The organism is Geomicrobium sp. JCM 19055 (genome assembly GCF_000698185.1).
GTDB lineage: Bacteria > Bacillota > Bacilli > Bacillales > Marinococcaceae > Geomicrobium_A > Geomicrobium_A sediminis.
The window spans coordinates 124,025-142,868 of the sequence record NZ_BAXL01000002.1 but is presented as its reverse complement, the minus strand read 5'-3'; the positions used below and the strand labels follow the sequence as shown (position 1 = coordinate 142,868).

The following is an 18,844-nucleotide window of genomic DNA, read 5'->3' as shown; positions in this document are numbered from 1 at the left end:
AATAAGAACGCCTTCTTCTATCCCTGCAATATCAAGTGTGATCCTTTCACTTCAATTGGAATGAGCAACGGGTTTAAAGCATCGGTAATGAGACTCTCCAAGTGAACCTTTTCACGTTTGAATTCAATCGTACCTGCATCAATTTTGGACAGCTTTAGTAAGGACGTAACGAGCCAATCCATTCGTTCCAGTTGGTGTTGGATCGTTTTCGTAAACGCTACTCTCCGCTCAGTCGTTAACTCGCTGCCTTGCAATAAATCGGCCATAACCGTCATAGAAGTAATGGGGGTTTTCAGTTGATGAGAAATATCTGAAATGGCCTCTGTCAACTTTTTGCGATCTTCTTCGAGGTCCACATTGTATTCCGCTAAACGAGACGTTACTTTATAGATATCATTCTTTAGAATGCTAAGTTCGCCTTCTTCATTATCACGAACGTCTAAACTATATGAACCTGCATTGATTTCTTTCAAATATGTAGATAACTGTTCAATATGACGGTACCGCTTTTTTTGTAAAAACCATAAAAGAAACGATCATCACGACTGCAAGTACAATCACAATGAACGACGTAAAATTAGGCAGCAGAAGACTTAATCCAATTGCAATGCAACCAATTAGAATTTGCAAACCGATGAATATACGAAATTCACGATTACGATACATATTACTCACCTGCCCGATAACCTAACCCTCTTACGGTTTGAATAATGGTAGGTTTTTGCGGATCTTCTTCTAGCTTTTCACGTAGGCGCTTAATGTAAACGGTTAATGTATTATCGTTCACGAAATCCCCAGCAACATCCCAAATCTGTTCTAAGAGTTGCGCACGTGTTAACACTTGTCCTTGATGTTGGGAGAAGATTAAGAGCAAGCGATACTCAAGAGCCGTTAATGCCATTTCTTTTCCAGATTTCCATACCTTCGCTTCTGCCGTCGAGATTGTGATCGTGCTGAGCTCAATCTGCTCAGTCGCTTGACCTTGATGTTGTTTTTCGTAGCGACGAAGGACCGATTTAATTCTAGACATTAATTCCCGGATTCGAAATGGCTTCGTAATATAATCGTCAGCACCCATATCTAAGCCCATCACAACGTTCACTTCATCATCCACAACGGTTAAGAAAATGACAGGAACGTCTTTTTTTCTGTTTCACAAGCTTACAAAGCTCATAGCCCGAACCGTCTGGCAAAGACAAATCAAATACACATAATTGAATGTCTTCAAGTGATGTTTCAATATATTCTTGAGCTGACACAAAATCAGCTTTATGCGTTGTCGCATATCCTTCTTGTTGTAATGAATATTCCAACCCTAGCGCAATGGTTTTGTCATCTTCAACGAGTAGAATCCCCACAAGTTATGCCTCCTTTTACTGCCTATGCCTTAACTTATGTGTCATTCTACCACAACAGCTAAAAACCACCTGAATGAAACAGATGGCTACGTTTGACATGTCGGGCAATAATAGGTTCCCCTCTTTGTCACGACAACACGTTCGATTGGAGTTCCACATTGTTCACATGGCGAGCCTGCACGTTGATAAAGAGAAAAAGGATAATACCCATGCTTCTTATAAAATGTATATCCCCCGCCATATGCGATGGCATCCTTTAAAACAAAAACAATCGTTGTATATAAACGTTTCCAGTCATCCCCAGTTAAATCCAACGTCTTACGACCTGGGTTAATTCCAGCTTTATAGCAGATTTCATCTGCATATATATTACCAATCCCAGCAATTTTTCTTTGATCTAACAAGAAGTTTTTAATTGACTGTTTGGACTTCATGCCAAGCTGCTGTAAAAGAGTAACCGTAAACTCTTTACTTAATGGTTCAATTCCTAAACGTTCAATTGAAACAATTGGTTCATTTTCAAAATAAATCTCCATCGTTCCGAGTCTGCGAAGATCATGGTAGCGGAGTTGTTGCTCATCACTAAATTGAAAGATAACAGCTGCATAGTTTGCTAATGGGTCTGTTGTACGTCGAACATCATACGAGCCCGTCATTCGTAAGTGAGAGACGAGAATAAGCTCTTCAAAATAGAACAGTAGATATTTTCCTCGTCGATCTACATGACGTAACGTTTGTTTAACTAAAGAATGTGTAAACTGACTAGGATCTGATGGTTTTTTTAATACACCTGCGTACAATACTTCAACACGCTCGATCTTCAGGTTCTTTAATTCTCGATTTATCGTTTGCTTAACATGCTCTACTTCTGGCAACTCAGGCATTTAACATTACATCTCCGCAATCGCTTGATCAGTCGTACACACTAATGTTGCGAACGCTTTGTAATTCGTCATCGCTGCATTGAAATCGTCTTTACTCGTTGCTGCTGTCGCATCGTATACGACTGCTGTCTGAAAGCCGTTTTCAATTAAACTTCTCATATGGGACTCGACACACACATTTGAAAGCACACCAGCCAGGAATACACGGTCAATTCCATGTTGACGTAATTGATACACAAGATCATTCGATTCAGGACCCGCCACTTTATGTGGTGTGCATATGACTGAGTCTTCATGTAGAATATACTTCTTTAACGATTGAACAAAGTCAGATCCGTCCGGAGTCGGGCTATTATTATCCTCTTTCTGATACACCTCATTTGTTAACAACATGTCTTGTTCTTTGCCTTTGTACTTCCACTTTTTATCGTGCGGGTACAAATAATGGGGAGAGACAAATATGGTGTAACCATTTTTTTTGTGCAGTATTCAACAACCGTTCTAAATTAAGTACGGTATTATTTTTATCGATCACTCCTTTAGTCAAATAATATCCTTTACCGTCTGGAGATAAGAAATCATTCTGTGGGTCTGTAATAACAATCCCTGTGTTCGTATTATTAAATTCAAACTTCATGATATTCTGCCACCTTCTGAACAATAAACTTTCCGCTTAGAATGGTCGTTCCAGTCACATCCTATTCGAATTCCAAATAGAAAGTAGCGAAGATTTCTATGCTCTCACATGAGTTCCTTACACTTGGGCATTCTAAGACCATCCTTTTTGACGAGGTGATCACATGACCTTATTGCTTGGTTCTCACGTTTCGATGGGTGGAAAAGACATGCTGCTAAATGCGAGTAAAGAAGCTGCATCGTACAAAGCGAATACATTTTTAATTTATACAGGTGCTCCTCAAAATTCTCTACGTAAACCGATAGAAGCATATAACCTTGAAGCAGGATTCAAACATATGAAGGAGCATGCAATTTCGAACATAGTTGTTCATGCTCCGTTTCTCGTAAACTTGGCCAATTCGAAGAAGGAGCGAGTGTTCTCATATAGTATTGAGTTCTTGCAACAAGAAATTGAGCGTACTGAAGCTTTGCGGTCTAGCCAGCTCGTTCTTCATCCTGGATCTCATGTAGGTGCTGGGGCTGATATTGGCATAAAGAAGATCATTGAAGGATTGAATGAGGTTTTGACTCAACAATCAGACGTGCAGATTTCACTTGAGACAATGGCTGGGAAAGGTACAGAAGTTGGGCGGTCGTTTGAAGAGCTCGCCCAAATCATCGATGGTGTCACTCATCACGATCGTCTGTCTGTTTGCTTAGACACGTGTCACATCCATGATGCCGGCTACGACATTGTGAATGATTTCGACGGCGTGTTGAATGAATTTGATCAAACGATCGGTCTTGAGAAATTAAAAGTCCTTCACATTAACGACTCTAAAAACCCTGTCGGTTCTAGAAAAGATCGCCATGAAAATATTGGACACGGGTTAATCGGTTTAGAAGCATTGGATTATATCGTTCATCATCCACAACTCACTGATCTACCAAAGCTTCTTGAAACACCCTCAATTGGTCCGATTAAATATAAAGACGCACCTTATGAACATGAAATTGCCCTACTTCGCCGTGAGCGTACTAGTCCAATTAAGAAACTGATATAGCCGTACTGTTTTATTTTTAATTAGAAACACGAAAAAAATCCCATTTCATTTGTTGAGATGGGAGAATTGTTGTTTCTGCTAATCAACTGGGGAGACGATCATTCACTTCTACTAACGCTCGTATCAAACGCTCTCGATTCCAAAGCTCGACACCACAACGTCTAGCAAGTTCCTCAGCATTCTTCGTAAAGTACTGATTCGTAATTACAATTGCTACGTTCGCACCGTAATACGTTTTTGCACTATTCACTTCTTGCACCGCGCGAACTCCAATGTTCTTCTTGTATCGTTTTGCCTGTATTACAACGGTTTCACCTTGATCGTCTTCCCCGACAAGATCTGCACCATAATCTCCAGTGTCTGAAGTCAGCTGAACGTGCCAACCACAATAAGAAAAATGGATCGCTAGCCTTCTTTCGAACTCCTTTCCACTCATCAGTCAATTTGCTCAATGCCACTTCGTAAATACCTTTCTTCCAATGCCCGGTCTTGTTTTATTCGCCACACAATCAATGAGGTCAGTGTTATGATTACAAGTGAGACAATTGCGATTGTGGTCATCGGATAGGCAAGTACAAAAACGATGCAAAAACAGACGACAACAAAGAATATGGGCACCGATTGCGGGAGTAACTTAAGCAATCCAACATGTTTACTTCTTGCCATTCGTACCTCCCATTACGTTTTTACCTGATTTATCCAATTACTATCGATTTATTCACCTTTCCTAAGAAATGTCTTACAACACAAACAAGAGCATGGCTTCATACGAAACCATGCTCGGTGAGTACTCGTTGTGTCTCTTCAATTTCTTGGATTAGAATAGGTAAATAAGTGCATTCATCTTGAAAGGTTTGACTGTCTCTGAACGTTATGAGGTCGTTAAGGTGCTTCTTAACGAGTACTGCCTCTTGATTCGTCATAGGCAACACCTTCAGTATTTTTTTTGTGTACTACCCGATACCCTAAATACACTATACAAAAACAATTTTCAGCGAATTCAATACGAATGTCTCATTCTCTAGCTTCTTTATAGTACGAACCTGAATACGCCAACGTGAGTAACCAAATGCCTATGTTACCGGCTTTTGTTAGTATTTAGGCGTTCATCCAATTCGATTTCCGCATTACTTTGGATGAGCTGATCTAAAAGTCCATTTCGATCTTTCGGAGAAATAATGACAGGCATCTCACCATGTTTCCTCGACAATTCAATTCGATCCGTAAGTGAAGCCGCCGGTGAACTTAACAGACTTTTCGTCGGTTGAATCGTTGTGATATCTTCAATTGGAATCGTCATTGCTTTGACCACAAACCCGAATCGAATGCGCAACATATCATCACAAATTTCGTAATGAATAATAAATATAGGAACGATTGGTAAAATGATTGCTGTAATCACAATCGCTGCAACAAATTCAGCGATAAGGATCAGATGAATGATCGGCAAAAATAATGATATTGCTAAAGCCATCATCAAACCGACGGAGTAAGACGTACGCGTACGAAACGTTACAGAAGATCCTTTTTTCATGGAACTACACCTCGTCTAATTGCTTCATCAACGTGTTTTTCATAAGATTGTACCCGTCATGGTTTTCTTGCTTAGCATAGAAACGTAGGCCATTCAGTAATCGACACAATAGATTTGCATGAAGTCTCTCATTAAAATACGGGATTTCTACGCCTTTCTCTTTAAAATACCGCTTTACTTTTGCAGGAAAGTCTAGGTTTGGTGACCATAAATGAAGATTCGCAACATCATATAAGAAGTCGCCATACATCGCCATTTCCCAATCGACAATGCCAGTAATCACAGTACCATCTGTGACTACATTTCCTAAATGAAAATCACCGTGTACGAGAAACGGGCGTTTTGGTGCATAACTCGCTAGTTCGAGCATCTTATCATAACCTGTTTCAAACACCTCTTTGTCTAACACTCCTGTTGTAAACATCGTTCGCCAGTTAGCAAAAAAACCCTTCGCTCTCTTCTACGAAGAAACTCTCAAGCATGTCTTGCCACGATTGATAATGCACGTTTTCACCTTGGTTCATCCAACCAAACGTGTCATTGTCGCGAACTGTAGTCATATAATCTAATATCGTAATCAGATGAGAAGCAAGGTCTGCTTGCGTAGGTTGTGGATAAGCAGGCACCGGATCACCGTTTAGTTTCTCACTAACCATCATGCATGTTCCTTGACGTTCATGAATCGCAATGACTTTTGGAATTGGCAGCCTTGTCCCATATCGATTGTATACATCTCGCGCTTTGTAAAAGCTCTCTGAATGTTCTCGAATGTGAGCAACATAAGCTTTCTCTTTCGTCATAAATTGATCAACACGACTAAGTTCACCGATATCAATTCTCTTGAATTGATCTGCGTTCGGATAGTGTTCCTTCACCATTGCTCTCACCCATTGATCTGAAACGTCCTTCTTAAACGATTTCATTTAAACCACCTTCAATCTGTCTATGTATATATTAGCCTAGCACGTTCCAATCCAATTCTCGCTTCAAGTGCATTTCAGTTGGATAAATCTAGTAATGATGTTATGATAATATTCAAAAAAATAAGGGTGATTTGATGAGCGACAACCAATTACTTGAGCGAGGCTTTAGGCGATACCACGGTGAAGAGATCAACGTCTACTTCAATAAGGAGATTTGTGAACACGCTGCAGAATGTGTTGGCAACGCGCCTGAAGTATTTGACACTAAGAAAAGACCTTGGATTACACCCGACGAAGCTTCAGCATTAAAAGTAGAACGTACCGTAAAGCTATGCCCAAGTGGTGCACTGCAATATCGTTACGACAATTAAACAATGATGAACAATGTCGCTACGAGCAGTAGCGGCTTTTTTTCTTCGACGACATCACTTCATGCTTTTCGTAAAGCCCACATTCGTTTCTAGAAACCCAGCTTTCTTATAATACTCGTGAGCATTTGTTCTTTCCTCATTTGCTCCACTATTTAACGCCATGGTGAACGCACCTATACTAGTTGCCCAATCTTCAGCCCTTTGCATAAGCCTACGCCCAACGCCTTGGCCCCGGTGTTCCCCATCAACGACAAATGCAACAATTCGTACGTACTCACCGTCTTTTTCATAAAAGTAACTCTTCACTGCAGCAATTAACCCCACAACTTCCTCATCAACAAACGCTAACCAAGTTCGATAATCACTATGAGAATGAATTTGTTCAAACCGCTCTTTCATCTGCTCTATTGAAGTAGGGTAACCGAGTTGCGTAATCAAGTAACTCATCGGTTTCTCATCACCCATCCTAGCTTGACGAATTTCCATAAAGACCTCCACTTCATTATTGTGCTTTCCCACTATATTTCAACATATTGGTACTTCATTCCTTTTAAACTTTCAAGCAGATGAACTCCCTCGCACCTAAAGTCCTTTTTTTATCGTAAAACGGTTATTCCTTGTCCATATTCGGGAACACCTTCACCATGCTTAGTTAACCAAAGGGGTGAATGCCGATGAGTGTCCGCAAATGGATGCCCAAAACGGGTCAACGTCTTCTTAGTATGTCACGAAGGCAAATTCGTTTTGAAACGCAAGCGAATGTATGGCTGATCAGTCTCTATTACGGACTGCTCGGGTTCTTAATTGTAGGAATCGCGTATGTATTGGACATGCGATTATTTATAGGAGAACACGCTTCTTTTTTTTCAAGTAGATTATGAATTAACGAGACAGATTATTAGTTCGCTCGTTGCCGGAATTATTACGTTAAACGCATTTACACTAAACTCAATCCTCGTCGTATTAACGAACTTCTCCGGGCAATTCACCCCGCGAATGTTACTCACATTCATTGCGGATCGTAAAACGCAACACGCCGTTGGTATCTTTAATATGGTGTTTGTCTTTATTCTGTTCTCCTTTTTCATGATTAATGATGGAACAGCAGAGTATTACGCCGCCTTTCCAACGCTCACCATTTTACTTATGTTCTTTGCACTCGCTACTTTCGTCTTCTTCATTAATCATGCTGTGAAGTGGATGCAAGTACCTAACTTAACGTTCAATATGAAGAACGAGTCAGAAAAGCAAATCCTGACTACACTCGTTGAAGACCTTGAACCTTATCGAACACAAGAGCCAAAAAAAGAAGAGATGGAGCTAAATGAAGAGGAAGGCACAATTCTTTACGCCAAGGATTCTGGATTTATTCAAGTCATTGATTTCAAAAGTCTCTTTCAATATGCAGAGAAAAAGGGCCTGATTATTCGCCTGGAAAAACGAATTGGAGAATTTGTCTTAAAAGACATCCCCCTCCTCACCTATTGGAAGCGAGAAGACTGTGATGTAAATGAAGCATTTATTTGTAGTAAGCTGTTCGTTGGTCGTAAACAAACAGAAGTTCAGGACATAGAATTTGGGGTAAACAAGCTCAAAGAAATTGCGATTAAGTCGATCGGAAACGATGATCCGAATACAGCAAAGAATGCCATTCTACAGCTATCTGACTTATTGCTTTCGATTTCTGAGATCACGCACTTCACACCGTATCTTACAGACAAAGAAGGTAACCTTCGCGTCATTATTAACGAAGAAACCTTTGATTATTATTTATACTCTTCGTTCTCACACATTAGCATTTATGCCAAAGAAGACCCGGTTATCACGAATGACATTTTGCATGCCGTAAGCTTATTAGCAAGCTCTACTTCTACTGCCAATCACAAAAGCGTCTGGACATTTGCGATGATGGTCGCAAGAGGTTATCAAGCACCGTTTGCCTTTGCCTACCACGAGAAAGACTTTTACACTCACCTAGAAAAAATCTCTCATATGACAGGAAACCACGAAGACTATACGCAACTAGAACAAGAGTTAAAAGAACGATTAAACAACCCAGCTTTTAAATGAAAAACGGCGGTCAGATGACCGCCGTTTTTCATTTCTATACACCCGAACTTTCTTCAGGTCTGTTCTGTTCATTCGATTGCTTAATGGTACGTTGAATGTTATGTAGTTGCAACAAAATGAGACCGAGCATAATAAACGTTACGAATTCACCTGTCATTGAAGCGATGACTGCTAACACAATGATTACAATAACCTCGAGCGATTTAGAATTTGAGAACAAAAGATCACCTTCCTATTCTAAATAATAAAAAGAAGCATACGGATTCACCCTATGCTTCAATTGTCTACGAACGTGGCGTTAATGAAAATACGCCTCCACAATGAGAAAGTTGCTCATATTCGATCTGAACATTACCAGCTAATCTCTGTTTAATTTCTTCCAACACAAAGTAATATTCGTCGTCATCCCAAACATCCTCGTATCGATCACGACAACGGTTGTGATCTTCTTCTGTTTGAAACGAAACATCACCGATTAATAATTTACCTTCTTTAGTTAACATAGGTAGCACCTGTTCTAATAACTGAACTTTGTACGCATCCGTAAAATGATGTAATGCATAGGTACTGACAATATAATCGTATTTTTCAGTCAGAATTTGGTCTGGGAACCCGTTCGTTAAATCATATTGAATGAGCGTCGCATTCGGCATTTTCTCTTTCGCAATCTGAATCATCTTGTCTGAGAAGTCTAGTCCCGTAATACGGTGGCCAGCATCATATAACTTCCCTGTTAGAACTCCGGTTCCAAATCCGATGTCTAGAATGTTGAGCGATTCCTTTGTCATTATTTCATTGTAAATTGCATTTAGAATTTGCTTATAACCGGCAAAAGGATAATGATCATTTTCTTCACTAACTTGTACCGACTGATCATACCCGTCTGCCCATAAATCAAAGCCTCTTTGGTTTAACATGTCATTCCTCCTAGAACCTATGATGAACAAAGGATCGTATAACTTATCTCTATTGAGCTTTTTTTAACTTTTTCCTTCACAAACGGAATAAATCCAATAATAAAAACAATAAAACCGACAATTGCAAGCAGCGGTGTCACAAATAACAACACACCAACCCCTTCAATCACGGAGGCAAGAATTGCAACACCATAGCTAATCATCGGCGAGACGACGAATACGATTAATAGCCCCCAAGACATCATCTTCGCTCGTTTTGTTTTAGAACGAAACAAAAACACGAATAGCCCTAATGCGCCAATCATGTATAGCATAAATAATATGGCTTCCAAGTGATAAACACCTTTCTTCTTCAAATATAAATTTACTACTACACCCAGTATGACAGAACGTCTCAATTTTTGAAGAAGAAGGTAACTTTAATTTGTTCTATGCACAACTCGTTCAATACAGCTATGCTAATTTTTCGAAAACAGGTGATGTTTGTTAGGTTACTTTCTTTTGAAGAATATGTAAATAGCTCAGAGTAAAGATTCCTTGCACGAACGCAAAATTTTTCCTATAAAAAAAGCTGGCTATATTTAAATAACCAGCCGTACTTTCCATTATGATACGATCCACTTTTCCATGAAAAGTACATCATCTTTGTTGCATCCGAGTGTTTCGTAGAATTTTCATCGGCGCTGGACCCATTTTTTTCGACTTTGGATTTGTGGATCGACCAACTAATTGCCCTTCTTAGAATCAGATTGTCCATCATCCGCAGCGCGATCTTGCTTCTCTTGATAATAAGCTTTCATTTCCTTATACATGTAATCGCCGATCTCTTCAGGAAAGTAGTTGTTAAAATTGGAGCTGTGTTTTTCAAAGAAGCTATCGTCATCAATGACGCGGAATAGGAACTTTTCATTCGCAGGAAATAATCGATCCATTTTCTCTAGCGTGTCATGGACTTTCTGTTTACTTGCAGCGTCATTACACTGTATCGAATCTTTAATTGCTTGAAATAACTCCCACGTAATTTTATCCATAAGGTCTTGAGACTCTGGTTCGTTAAATGACTTGATTTGTTCCATCAGCTGTTTATCTTCGTTAAAATGCTGTTCAAATGCTTGCATTTGTTTCTTTTCTCGCATAAATAAATCGAGCATAATAAACGCAAATTGATCGAGTTCACCCTCAGACGTATCTTCAAAATTGTAGAGTCGTTCCATTCTCGTTATAACGCCCTTCAGCTCATTTAATTGCTCTTGTTTTTCTTCGATCAACGTCTTCTGAATTCGTAACAACTCGCGGTTACTCACCTTATTATCGGTCATTTGTTCTTTAATCTCATTCAACGTTAGACCGAGATGTTTATAGATATTGATTTGTTGGTAAGACTCCCATTCTTTACGTGTGTACACTTTATTGCCATTATCATTCAGTTTATTCGGGCTTAATAAACCCATCTTATCGTAATACCGCAATGTTCGTACGGTTGTGCCTACAATTTTCGCAAATGAACCGATGGTTACTTCCATAATTAAGACCTCCTCCCTCCATTTTATACTGTTACGTAACGTCACAGGCAACCCTTTCGCTCTTTGTTCAACCAGGATGAATTTCCCTAAAAAAAAGTGCTTGATTGTGACGTTACGTCACAATCTAATATAGGTCATAGATTCAGTCGAAAGGAAGGTTATGTATGGAAGAACAGGAGCAACAACAACAATCATTACTAAAGAATCGCCCATTTATATTCCTATTTCTCGGTAGCTTTTTAGCGATGATCGGCTTTACGATGTTTTTCATGACAACGACTTGGTTTGTCATTTCAGATTTAGGTTCGGCTAGCTCACTTGGCATTATACTCATTGCCATTACAGTTCCTCGTATCTTAATGATGGCATTTGGTGGGGTTCTCGCTGATAAATTTAAAAAAACAACGATTATGTTCACCACGAGCTTCATTCAAGGTATTCTACTCGTCATCATTTTCTTATTGAATAACGCAGACCTATTAACGTTTGGCTATTTAATTATTTTAGGCCTTCTTTTCGGAACATTGGACGCTTTTTCTGGCCCAGCGGGAACGTCATTGATTCCGAAATTAGTGGAAAAAAGCCAAATCAAGCAAGCCAATGCGATCATTCAAGGATTCGGTCAAATTGGTATCGTCATTGGTCCTGTCATTTCTGGAAGTGTAATGGAGTTCGCAGGGGTCACAACAGGTTACTTTGTCGCAGCGATTATTGTATTGCTGTCAGCCTTCTTTATGTTCCCACCATTCTTAAAAGAAGGACCTGTAGACAATACGATTAAGCAAACACCACTGAAAGATTTAATTGAAGGATTTAACTATGTGAAAGCAAGTCGGTTCCTCATTACCGGAATTCTAATCTTGATCACGTTAAACTTCTTTGCCTTCGGATCCATATCCATTGCAATTCCGATCTTAGTGGAAACTTATGGAGGTTCTCCAATTAACCTGAGTTACATTGAAGCTGCGTTAGGGATCGGAATGTTAGTGAGTACAGCCATTATCGGTACGGTAAAAATTCGCCGCAGAGGATTGACTTCACTTCTAGGCCTTATTGCAACCTTACTGGTCGCGATCGCATTTAGCCAAATTCCTAATTTGCATATTCTGACCGCACTCGCGTTCTTAATTGGATTTACGATAACCTTCGTTTCCATTCCCTTCTTCACGTCAGCTCAAGAAGATACAGACCCCCGTATTATGGGTCGCGTCATGAGTATCATTTTCTTAGCGATGAACGGGTTTGATCCACTCGCTTACGCAGGGGTAACCGTACTCGTTGCAAGAGGTGTTGATATCCAATTGGTCATCTTGTCCTTCTCACTGATCGGATTACTCATCGCATTAATCACATTATGGAGAGGAAAAACGTACAGAAACTACACGTCGAATTATTAATCAAATACACATTAAAACCACTTCTCTCAAGAAGTGGTTTTTTCAACAAACTCGATTACACAAGAACCTTTTTCTCTATACTACATGCACATAAGACTACTTATGTGAAGAATAATAGATAATTAGTCCAAGTGCTCCTTGAATAGACGTACCATTTAAGATAAACAAACGAAAGGTCGAAAGAGTTATGCCAAATTGAATTCATATTTTTATTAAAAATGATTATCACCATACGTTTGGATCACAATACAAAATAACCAGCTAGTCTCTAATTCAAATAAAAGAGCAAGAATCATGAAAAGATCTTACGCTTTTCTCGTTATTATGTGTGAGGGAGGGCAAAAGCTTTGAAAAAAAGTGGATTTAATAATAAATACCATTGATTATATTGAAGCCCATTTATCAGAGAAGTTAAACCTTGATCGTGTTGCGCAAGCTTTGCATTATTCGAAGTATCATCTACATCGCGTATTTTCCCAAACTGTAGGTATGACCATTCATGATTATGTACAACGAAGGCAATTAACTGAGGCGGCAAAACAACTTGTATCCTCTAATAAGTCAATTCTAGAAATTGCACTCGTTGCAGGTTATGACAGTCAACAAGCATTCACCACTATTTTCAAAGCACTTTATAAGAAATCCCCTCTTCAATTTCGTATTGAAAGAAACTATTATCCACTACAATTGCGATTCCAATTTGATAGTGGATCGATACCGATCGGTAAATATAAAGAGTTAGCCACAGAAAGAATCATAAAAGTGGCGACCAAAGACGATATTCAATCTTGGATGGCCTTTGTTCGTATAGTGATTGATGGCTTTCCTTACCTGCACGAAGACGAGCATAGGAAAGTACTCCAAACATTCATCATTGATCAACGTGCCTTTATTATGATGGAAGGTGGTTTAATCATTGGAAATCTATTAATTTCAGGTACAAGTGGAAGAATTAACTTTTTAGGAGTTCATCCTTTCTATACTAAACGAGAGATTATGGAATTAATGATTAAAATGACCGACTTAGCAAATCACCAAGAGATCCGCATCACATCATTTAGGAAGGTGATAAAACAGATACTGGTTACCGAGAAGCGTTAATCCAGTTAGGCTTTACCGAAGCAGAGTTGCTGATAGAATTCGGTTATCCTACTCAAGAAATGGTTTTATACCAAGGGGAGGAAAAACGTGGGTAACATGTGATGATTAAGATTTACAAAGGAGGAAGAGACCACTATGTCATCTGATATTTTTCATGAAGAAGGTATACGATTAAAAGAAATGATTCAACGCTTGGAAAAAGAAAAAGACGATATCCATTTAAAGATTGAAGGTCATAATGAAGATTACGATGACTTAAAACACTACTTGTCTGAGTTTACTGCGGATCCAATGGAAATGTACCAAAACTACCGATCCATGACTAACGTTTCCAAAACAATTAACTTTTACTTTAATCAAATAAATAAAATTCAAAAACTATTAGAAGCACCATATTTCGGTCGGATTGATTTTCTATTTGAGGATGACGTTGACGTTGAAGAAGTTTATATTGGTAAGTTTAGCTTTACTGATCAAGATAACGATATACTCATTTATGATTGGCGTGCTCCCATATCAAGTATGTATTATGAATATGAGCTCGGACAGGCGTCTTATGATTCAAAAATCGGTAAGATCTACGGAGAAATCACTCGAAAGAGACAATTTAAAATTAAAGATCAACACTTGTACTATGCACTTGAAAGCTCAATAAATATTCATGATGAAGTCCTTCAAAAAGAATTAAGTACAACGTCAGATGACCGAATGAAAACAATTATATCAACGATACAGAAAGAACAGAATTCTATTGTTCGCAATGAATCGGCTCACACGCTCATCATTCAAGGCGTCGCTGGTTCAGGAAAGTCAGCCATTGCTCTTCATCGCATTGCCTATTTGCTTTACAAACACAAAGGGACTTTATCTTCTGATCAAATAACGATCATATCACCGAATAAAATTTTTGCTGATTTCATTTCTAATGTTTTACCTGAATTAGGTGAAGAGCCTGTTCATGAACAAACTTTCGATGAAATTGCTATCAATCTTCTTCCAAAGAGTCTTAAAATAGAAACCTCATACGAGCAAACTAAAAAAATCATAGAAGAACCTCACTCTAATTACACGTATCGAGTAAAATTAAAATCCACATTCACTTTCTTTAGGCAATTGAGCAAGTATGTAAACGAGATCGATTCTACGATCTTCCAACCAGATCAGGACATCTACATCGCAGATACTCTCATTACGAGGAACTATCTCACATCAAGATTCTATAGTTATCATAAATTACCAGTAAAACAACGATTAGATGAATTAGCGAATGACATCCTCGATGTTATACAAACAAGCAAGGCAGCTGAAATTAAAAGAATTCCTTCAAAAAAAGACGTCATCAAAAAACTTCGCACCTTCTTAATATTTAAAGATGCTCAATCCATCTATATAAATTTTTATAATGAAATTAACCCTACTGATACCCTAAATTGGCATAAAAATAAACTAGAATATCAAGATGTCTTCCCATATTTATATTGTATACACTATTTTGATGGAATTCAGACGTTTGAATCTGTGAAGCATGTCATTATAGATGAAATGCAAGATTACAGTCCCATTCAATATGCGGTAATCAACAAGTTGTTTCACTGTAAGAAAACGATATTAGGTGATTTTGGACAGATGATAAATCCATTTAGTTTAAATTTAGGTGATTCAATCAGTACGATATTTACTAAAATGGAATTTGTAGAGTTGAAAAAAAAGTTATCGATCCTCCTATGAGATTATTGAGTTCGCGAAACAATTTGTTCCTGATAATACAATAGAAACCATTGATCGCCATGGAGAAGAGCCTAACATCGTATCGTATACAAACTCTTGTACTTTGATTAACACTTTACAAACATTGATCACTCAATTTCATGATAGTATGCTTAACCGTTTAGGTATTATTTGTAAAACCGAAACGCAGGCAGACCAATTGTATGATGAGCTTAAACAGTCCGTAACGCTTACTAAGCTAAGTAAATCGAGTGAAACATTTGACGTAGGGATAACCATAACAACAGTTCAATTAGCTAAAGGGTTGGAATTTGATGAAGTGATCATCCCTTATGCAAATGCCCAGGTATACAAATCTGAATTTGACAAAAGTCTATTGTACATTGCTACAACGAGGGCAATGCACCGCTTAACCATCCTGCACGAAAAAGCCAACTTATCGCCATTAATTACTGATAGGTCAGAAGAAGAGCACCCCTAGTTAGATGTCTTAGCTTATTTCATTCTGCAATTCTCTGATTGTAATCTAGAATAAACAAAATGTACTCTACAAGTAGACCTTTTTAAGATATCTGCTTGATAGGTACATTTTTTTATTATAATACGCTTTTGATTGCTTGATTAAGACTGTTTCATCGTCACATTACTACCTACGTCCATATGAGAATGTTTTGATGGAGCCAACAAAAAACAAACCGAAAAATATGAAAAGAAAAAGTAAACTTTGACCCCAAAGTGCGAAATCCATCGTGAAGGCAGCGCGTATCCCACTTAGAAACCATTCAAACGGGTTTAGCATCTGAAGCCACTGAACAATAGCATGCGCATCACTTAAAGAATAAAATGCACTACTTCCTAAAATCATCGGTAACATAATAAGATTTGTTGTCATGCTTAAATGCCCTTCAGTTTTCACGATACTCGACACAATAAAGCTTAGAAATAAATACATTACAGCAGATACAAATAAGATTGGGAGGGACAATACAATACCCATGATTGAATTGGAAACATCACTGATGAATAGACCAATCATCAAAACGAAACTACTTACAGCTACAGCAACTAACGCATTCGCAATCGAAATGCTAAAAATGTATTGATACAAAGGCATAGGCGTTGCATGGAGTAAATCATATACTCCTCTTCTGCGTTGCGACAATGCTGTGAATGAAAACGTGACAAAAGCATAAAACATCAAACTAACAGCAATAATTCCAGCAAGACTATAGCTTAAGTAAGTAGGAAAGAAATGAGCAAGTGATAAAAGAGCCGTTATTGGGATTACGATTGACCAAATGACTAAATACAAGTCTTTCATCGATGATTTCGCTTGCAACAAAAATATAGTACTCACCTCTCGTCCCCCTCATGATGGTTTACCTTATCATATAAGTCTTCCATGGTTTTTACTCCATAACGCTTATATAGTTCACATGGGGTTCCGTTCGCCACAAGTTCACCAGCATTTATGAACATTAATCGATCTGCAATGTGATTCACTTCAAGCATGTCATGTGAAGCAAATACTACTGTCACATTCTTTTCCTTTAAGTACTCAATTAATCTTCTGATTTTCTTTTGTCCTTTCGGGTCCAGTCCTGCTGATGGCTCATCTAAAAACACAAGTTTTGGATTGTGTAATGTGGCAAGGGCAATAGCCAAGCGCTTCTGTTGACCAATCGACAATTTAGAAGCAATCACCTTCTTCATTTCTTCTAATTGATACGCTTCGAGCTGTTGTTGAATTTCCGGTTCTGACACTTTCACTCCGTAAATCGAGGCGAATAACTTAACATTTTCCAAAACCGTGTATCCTTCAAAAAAAGGAGTTGATTGTAATTGGATACCTGTTGCTTTCTTATAGTCTGAACGCCAATACGTAATCTCACCAGCATCTATGCGAATCGTATCAAGCAGCATTCCAATAATTGTAGATTTCCCTGCACCATTCGGTCCCATTAATGCGATAACCTCCCCTTCCTTAATTTCAAGTGTCACATCCTTCACGACTTGACGCTCTCGAAACGCTTTTCTTAAACCGGTAGCCTGAATAAGCACATTCAAGTAAGTCACCTCTTTTGATCAAATTTGTATATTCAACTTTGACTAAATGATTATAAAATTACTCCCTTAACTTGGGAGCAATTTCTACGACTCCTTAGATTTCAATAAATCAATCGCTTCTTGGACAAACGCTTGTTGTAACTCAATCGTTTTAAACATGTGGTCAAAGACCAGTCGCGTTAACGGGGATAATGTCCCGCTTGCCGCCGCCTGTTCTTTTGCGTTGAAGCCTATCGTAACGGCAGAATACTCTGCGTCCAAGTGTGCCTTCTGGTCATTAAGTGCATCTATCGCTTCGAGCTTATCAATACGATCAACAAACGAAAGACCAGAGTAAGTTGTGTCGGATAAGAATTAAACGGCTTCTCTAAACTTTCTCTTATTAACTCTTTTTCATATTCTTGCCCGCGTTTCGTGATCGTATAAATTGCTTTTTGGCGATGACCCGTATGCTCAATCTTACTCACTTCAATGTAACCGTCTCGCTCCAGTTTATGGATCGCATTATAAATTGACCCAATTAAAATCCCACTCCAACGTTCGGCATCCGTTAACTTGAGCATTTCTTTAATGTCATAACCAGACATCGGTTTAATTCCTAACAGCGCAAGAACCATTAACTTTGTCGTCATATAATCACCTTTGAATAGTCAACGTTGAATATTAGTAGTATAGGAAACTTTATTATACATTGTCAATGGTTTTTTTAGTAATTCAACTTATTTTTCTGCCAACACTGAATAATTACGATACCCACTATAAAAGCTGCTAGCAAATAAAATAGCTAGCATTACAGGAGACAACTTCACTAGTACAAATGGAGTTTCAAATAATAACGCATACCAAAATAATGCACCTTCCATATTCCAAAGCCCATCATGGTAGAAGCCAGAAAGGTCCTTGTAAATCATATAAGAAAGAGCGAAGCACAGCATCCCCATCCAAAATGAATAACCCATTAGTCGTTTATAATACTTTCCCTTTGATTCACGATCTGAGAAGATTTCATTCTGATTCCCTTCTTCTTTTTGCCAATACCGTATTCCACTAAGCCAAGATCCCTTTACATAGTTCCAACCGAAATCTTCATATATTCCTTTGTATTCCAGCAATTTATCTTTTGGTAAATTATCTTGGTAATCAAGTCGCATAACATACTGCTTCTCAGTTTTGTCGAAAGTATATATGCCATATCCGCTAACACCTGTACAGCGAAAGCCTTTTTGTAATTGTTCATTTAGCCATTGCTCTTCTTTTTCAATATTAAAGAACCATTTAACTTTCTTCAT

The 18,844-nt window shown here is 38.4% G+C and carries 29 protein-coding genes and 1 pseudogene; 8 read left to right on the top strand and 22 right to left on the bottom strand.

The features are described 5' to 3' along the window. Nucleotides 1-17: 17 nt before the first annotated feature. The 6 genes and pseudogenes from JCM19055_RS28215 to JCM19055_RS28205 form a co-directional block, all read right to left on the bottom strand. Complete coding sequence (locus JCM19055_RS28215) at nucleotides 18-473, bottom strand: sensor histidine kinase KdpD (RefSeq protein ID WP_265181720.1); 456 nt, start codon at nucleotides 471-473, stop codon at nucleotides 18-20. 16 nt (nucleotides 474-489) lie between these two features. Continuing rightward, the gene (locus JCM19055_RS28210; protein ID WP_265181719.1) at nucleotides 490-666 is read right to left on the bottom strand and encodes a hypothetical protein; all 177 of its coding nucleotides are present in this window, start codon (nucleotides 664-666) and stop codon (nucleotides 490-492) included. Nucleotide 667: 1 nt separating this feature from the next. Further along, nucleotides 668-1,358: pseudogene (locus tag JCM19055_RS03055) on the bottom strand (response regulator transcription factor). 86 nt (nucleotides 1,359-1,444) lie between these two features. Continuing rightward, on the bottom strand, nucleotides 1,445-2,242 hold the full coding sequence (gene mutM / locus JCM19055_RS03050; protein ID WP_042358468.1) for a bifunctional DNA-formamidopyrimidine glycosylase/DNA-(apurinic or apyrimidinic site) lyase: 798 nt from the start codon (nucleotides 2,240-2,242) through the stop codon (nucleotides 1,445-1,447). A 6-nt stretch (nucleotides 2,243-2,248) separates the two neighbouring features. After that, a complete protein-coding gene (locus tag JCM19055_RS03045) occupies nucleotides 2,249-2,635 on the bottom strand; it encodes a cysteine hydrolase family protein (protein WP_370542966.1) in 387 nt (128 codons plus the stop codon). Nucleotides 2,636-2,666: 31 nt separating this feature from the next. Continuing rightward, the gene (locus JCM19055_RS28205; protein ID WP_265181717.1) at nucleotides 2,667-2,879 is read right to left on the bottom strand and encodes a cysteine hydrolase; all 213 of its coding nucleotides are present in this window, start codon (nucleotides 2,877-2,879) and stop codon (nucleotides 2,667-2,669) included. A gap of 163 nt (nucleotides 2,880-3,042) precedes the next feature. Between JCM19055_RS28205 and JCM19055_RS03040 the strand changes: the two genes are divergently transcribed. Further along, nucleotides 3,043-3,924, top strand: coding sequence for a deoxyribonuclease IV (locus JCM19055_RS03040; protein ID WP_042358467.1), 882 nt, complete (start codon nucleotides 3,043-3,045; stop codon nucleotides 3,922-3,924). Nucleotides 3,925-4,006: 82 nt separating this feature from the next. Here the strand turns inward: JCM19055_RS03040 and JCM19055_RS03035 are convergent, their stop codons facing one another. From JCM19055_RS03035 to JCM19055_RS03020, 6 genes are all read right to left on the bottom strand, one after another. Beyond that, nucleotides 4,007-4,360, bottom strand: a complete 354-nt coding sequence (locus JCM19055_RS03035) for a restriction endonuclease (RefSeq protein WP_052365839.1) — start codon at nucleotides 4,358-4,360, stop codon at nucleotides 4,007-4,009. Continuing rightward, the gene (locus JCM19055_RS22495) at nucleotides 4,360-4,590 is read right to left on the bottom strand and encodes a hypothetical protein (RefSeq protein WP_052365838.1); all 231 of its coding nucleotides are present in this window, start codon (nucleotides 4,588-4,590) and stop codon (nucleotides 4,360-4,362) included. Before JCM19055_RS22495 ends, JCM19055_RS03035 begins: the two co-directional genes overlap by 1 nt. A gap of 98 nt (nucleotides 4,591-4,688) precedes the next feature. Continuing rightward, the gene (locus JCM19055_RS26950; RefSeq protein ID WP_193745279.1) at nucleotides 4,689-4,847 is read right to left on the bottom strand and encodes a hypothetical protein; all 159 of its coding nucleotides are present in this window, start codon (nucleotides 4,845-4,847) and stop codon (nucleotides 4,689-4,691) included. A gap of 155 nt (nucleotides 4,848-5,002) precedes the next feature. Then, nucleotides 5,003-5,458, bottom strand: a complete 456-nt coding sequence (locus tag JCM19055_RS03030) for a PH domain-containing protein (protein ID WP_052365837.1) — start codon at nucleotides 5,456-5,458, stop codon at nucleotides 5,003-5,005. A 4-nt stretch (nucleotides 5,459-5,462) separates the two neighbouring features. Continuing rightward, nucleotides 5,463-5,882, bottom strand: a complete 420-nt coding sequence (locus JCM19055_RS03025) for a phosphotransferase family protein (RefSeq protein WP_042358466.1) — start codon at nucleotides 5,880-5,882, stop codon at nucleotides 5,463-5,465. Between the two features lie 10 nt (nucleotides 5,883-5,892). Beyond that, the gene (locus tag JCM19055_RS03020) at nucleotides 5,893-6,381 is read right to left on the bottom strand and encodes a hypothetical protein (RefSeq protein ID WP_042358464.1); all 489 of its coding nucleotides are present in this window, start codon (nucleotides 6,379-6,381) and stop codon (nucleotides 5,893-5,895) included. 134 nt (nucleotides 6,382-6,515) lie between these two features. Here JCM19055_RS03020 and JCM19055_RS03015 point away from each other — a divergent pair, with 134 nt between their 5' ends. Continuing rightward, nucleotides 6,516-6,752, top strand: a complete 237-nt coding sequence (locus JCM19055_RS03015; protein ID WP_042358463.1) for a (4Fe-4S)-binding protein — start codon at nucleotides 6,516-6,518, stop codon at nucleotides 6,750-6,752. A gap of 54 nt (nucleotides 6,753-6,806) precedes the next feature. On the opposite strand, the gene JCM19055_RS03010 is transcribed toward JCM19055_RS03015, so the two are convergent. Next, nucleotides 6,807-7,238 (bottom strand): GNAT family N-acetyltransferase, encoded by a 432-nt coding sequence (locus JCM19055_RS03010; protein WP_042358461.1) that lies wholly within the window; start codon nucleotides 7,236-7,238, stop codon nucleotides 6,807-6,809. Between the two features lie 188 nt (nucleotides 7,239-7,426). On the opposite strand from JCM19055_RS03010, the gene JCM19055_RS22490 reads away from it, so the two are divergent. Together JCM19055_RS22490 and JCM19055_RS03005 are read left to right on the top strand one after the other, a co-directional pair. Further along, entirely contained in the window at nucleotides 7,427-7,633 is a 207-nt protein-coding gene (locus JCM19055_RS22490; protein WP_052361403.1) for a hypothetical protein, read from the top strand. A gap of 13 nt (nucleotides 7,634-7,646) precedes the next feature. Further along, on the top strand, nucleotides 7,647-8,822 hold the full coding sequence (locus tag JCM19055_RS03005) for a DUF2254 domain-containing protein (RefSeq protein ID WP_081833395.1): 1,176 nt from the start codon (nucleotides 7,647-7,649) through the stop codon (nucleotides 8,820-8,822). 34 nt (nucleotides 8,823-8,856) lie between these two features. Here JCM19055_RS03005 and JCM19055_RS03000 read toward each other — a convergent pair whose 3' ends face one another. The 4 genes from JCM19055_RS03000 to JCM19055_RS02985 all read right to left on the bottom strand — a co-directional run bounded on the left by JCM19055_RS03000 (nucleotide 8,857) and on the right by JCM19055_RS02985 (nucleotide 11,262). After that, nucleotides 8,857-9,000: a hypothetical protein gene (locus JCM19055_RS03000; protein ID WP_265181716.1), complete on the bottom strand. Its 144-nt coding sequence runs from the start codon at nucleotides 8,998-9,000 to the stop codon at nucleotides 8,857-8,859. A 106-nt stretch (nucleotides 9,001-9,106) separates the two neighbouring features. Continuing rightward, nucleotides 9,107-9,739 (bottom strand): class I SAM-dependent methyltransferase, encoded by a 633-nt coding sequence (locus tag JCM19055_RS02995; protein WP_042358458.1) that lies wholly within the window; start codon nucleotides 9,737-9,739, stop codon nucleotides 9,107-9,109. 17 nt (nucleotides 9,740-9,756) lie between these two features. Further along, the gene (locus JCM19055_RS02990; protein WP_042358456.1) at nucleotides 9,757-10,071 is read right to left on the bottom strand and encodes a hypothetical protein; all 315 of its coding nucleotides are present in this window, start codon (nucleotides 10,069-10,071) and stop codon (nucleotides 9,757-9,759) included. 393 nt (nucleotides 10,072-10,464) lie between these two features. Next, the gene (locus JCM19055_RS02985) at nucleotides 10,465-11,262 is read right to left on the bottom strand and encodes a MerR family transcriptional regulator (RefSeq protein ID WP_042358455.1); all 798 of its coding nucleotides are present in this window, start codon (nucleotides 11,260-11,262) and stop codon (nucleotides 10,465-10,467) included. Nucleotides 11,263-11,426: 164 nt separating this feature from the next. On the opposite strand from JCM19055_RS02985, the gene JCM19055_RS02980 reads away from it, so the two are divergent. From JCM19055_RS02980 to JCM19055_RS22485, 4 genes are all read left to right on the top strand, one after another. Beyond that, a complete protein-coding gene (locus JCM19055_RS02980; RefSeq protein WP_042358453.1) occupies nucleotides 11,427-12,659 on the top strand; it encodes an MFS transporter in 1,233 nt (410 codons plus the stop codon). Between the two features lie 357 nt (nucleotides 12,660-13,016). Beyond that, nucleotides 13,017-13,760, top strand: a complete 744-nt coding sequence (locus JCM19055_RS02975; RefSeq protein WP_265181715.1) for a helix-turn-helix transcriptional regulator — start codon at nucleotides 13,017-13,019, stop codon at nucleotides 13,758-13,760. Between the two features lie 135 nt (nucleotides 13,761-13,895). Continuing rightward, nucleotides 13,896-15,488: a UvrD-helicase domain-containing protein gene (locus JCM19055_RS02970; protein ID WP_052365835.1), complete on the top strand. Its 1,593-nt coding sequence runs from the start codon at nucleotides 13,896-13,898 to the stop codon at nucleotides 15,486-15,488. Between the two features lie 103 nt (nucleotides 15,489-15,591). Then, complete coding sequence (locus tag JCM19055_RS22485) at nucleotides 15,592-15,969, top strand: 3'-5' exonuclease (protein ID WP_052365834.1); 378 nt, start codon at nucleotides 15,592-15,594, stop codon at nucleotides 15,967-15,969. 165 nt (nucleotides 15,970-16,134) lie between these two features. Here the strand turns inward: JCM19055_RS22485 and JCM19055_RS02965 are convergent, their stop codons facing one another. The 5 genes from JCM19055_RS02965 to JCM19055_RS02950 form a co-directional block, all read right to left on the bottom strand. Beyond that, a complete protein-coding gene (locus JCM19055_RS02965; RefSeq protein WP_042358452.1) occupies nucleotides 16,135-16,845 on the bottom strand; it encodes an ABC transporter permease in 711 nt (236 codons plus the stop codon). Continuing rightward, nucleotides 16,842-17,549, bottom strand: a complete 708-nt coding sequence (locus JCM19055_RS02960; protein ID WP_265181748.1) for an ABC transporter ATP-binding protein — start codon at nucleotides 17,547-17,549, stop codon at nucleotides 16,842-16,844. Before JCM19055_RS02960 ends, JCM19055_RS02965 begins: the two co-directional genes overlap by 4 nt. A gap of 90 nt (nucleotides 17,550-17,639) precedes the next feature. Beyond that, nucleotides 17,640-17,816 (bottom strand): hypothetical protein, encoded by a 177-nt coding sequence (locus JCM19055_RS26945; protein ID WP_193745278.1) that lies wholly within the window; start codon nucleotides 17,814-17,816, stop codon nucleotides 17,640-17,642. A 26-nt stretch (nucleotides 17,817-17,842) separates the two neighbouring features. After that, nucleotides 17,843-18,187 (bottom strand): PadR family transcriptional regulator, encoded by a 345-nt coding sequence (locus JCM19055_RS22480; RefSeq protein ID WP_052365833.1) that lies wholly within the window; start codon nucleotides 18,185-18,187, stop codon nucleotides 17,843-17,845. Between the two features lie 87 nt (nucleotides 18,188-18,274). Then, nucleotides 18,275-18,844, bottom strand: a complete 570-nt coding sequence (locus JCM19055_RS02950; protein WP_042358449.1) for a DUF2812 domain-containing protein — start codon at nucleotides 18,842-18,844, stop codon at nucleotides 18,275-18,277.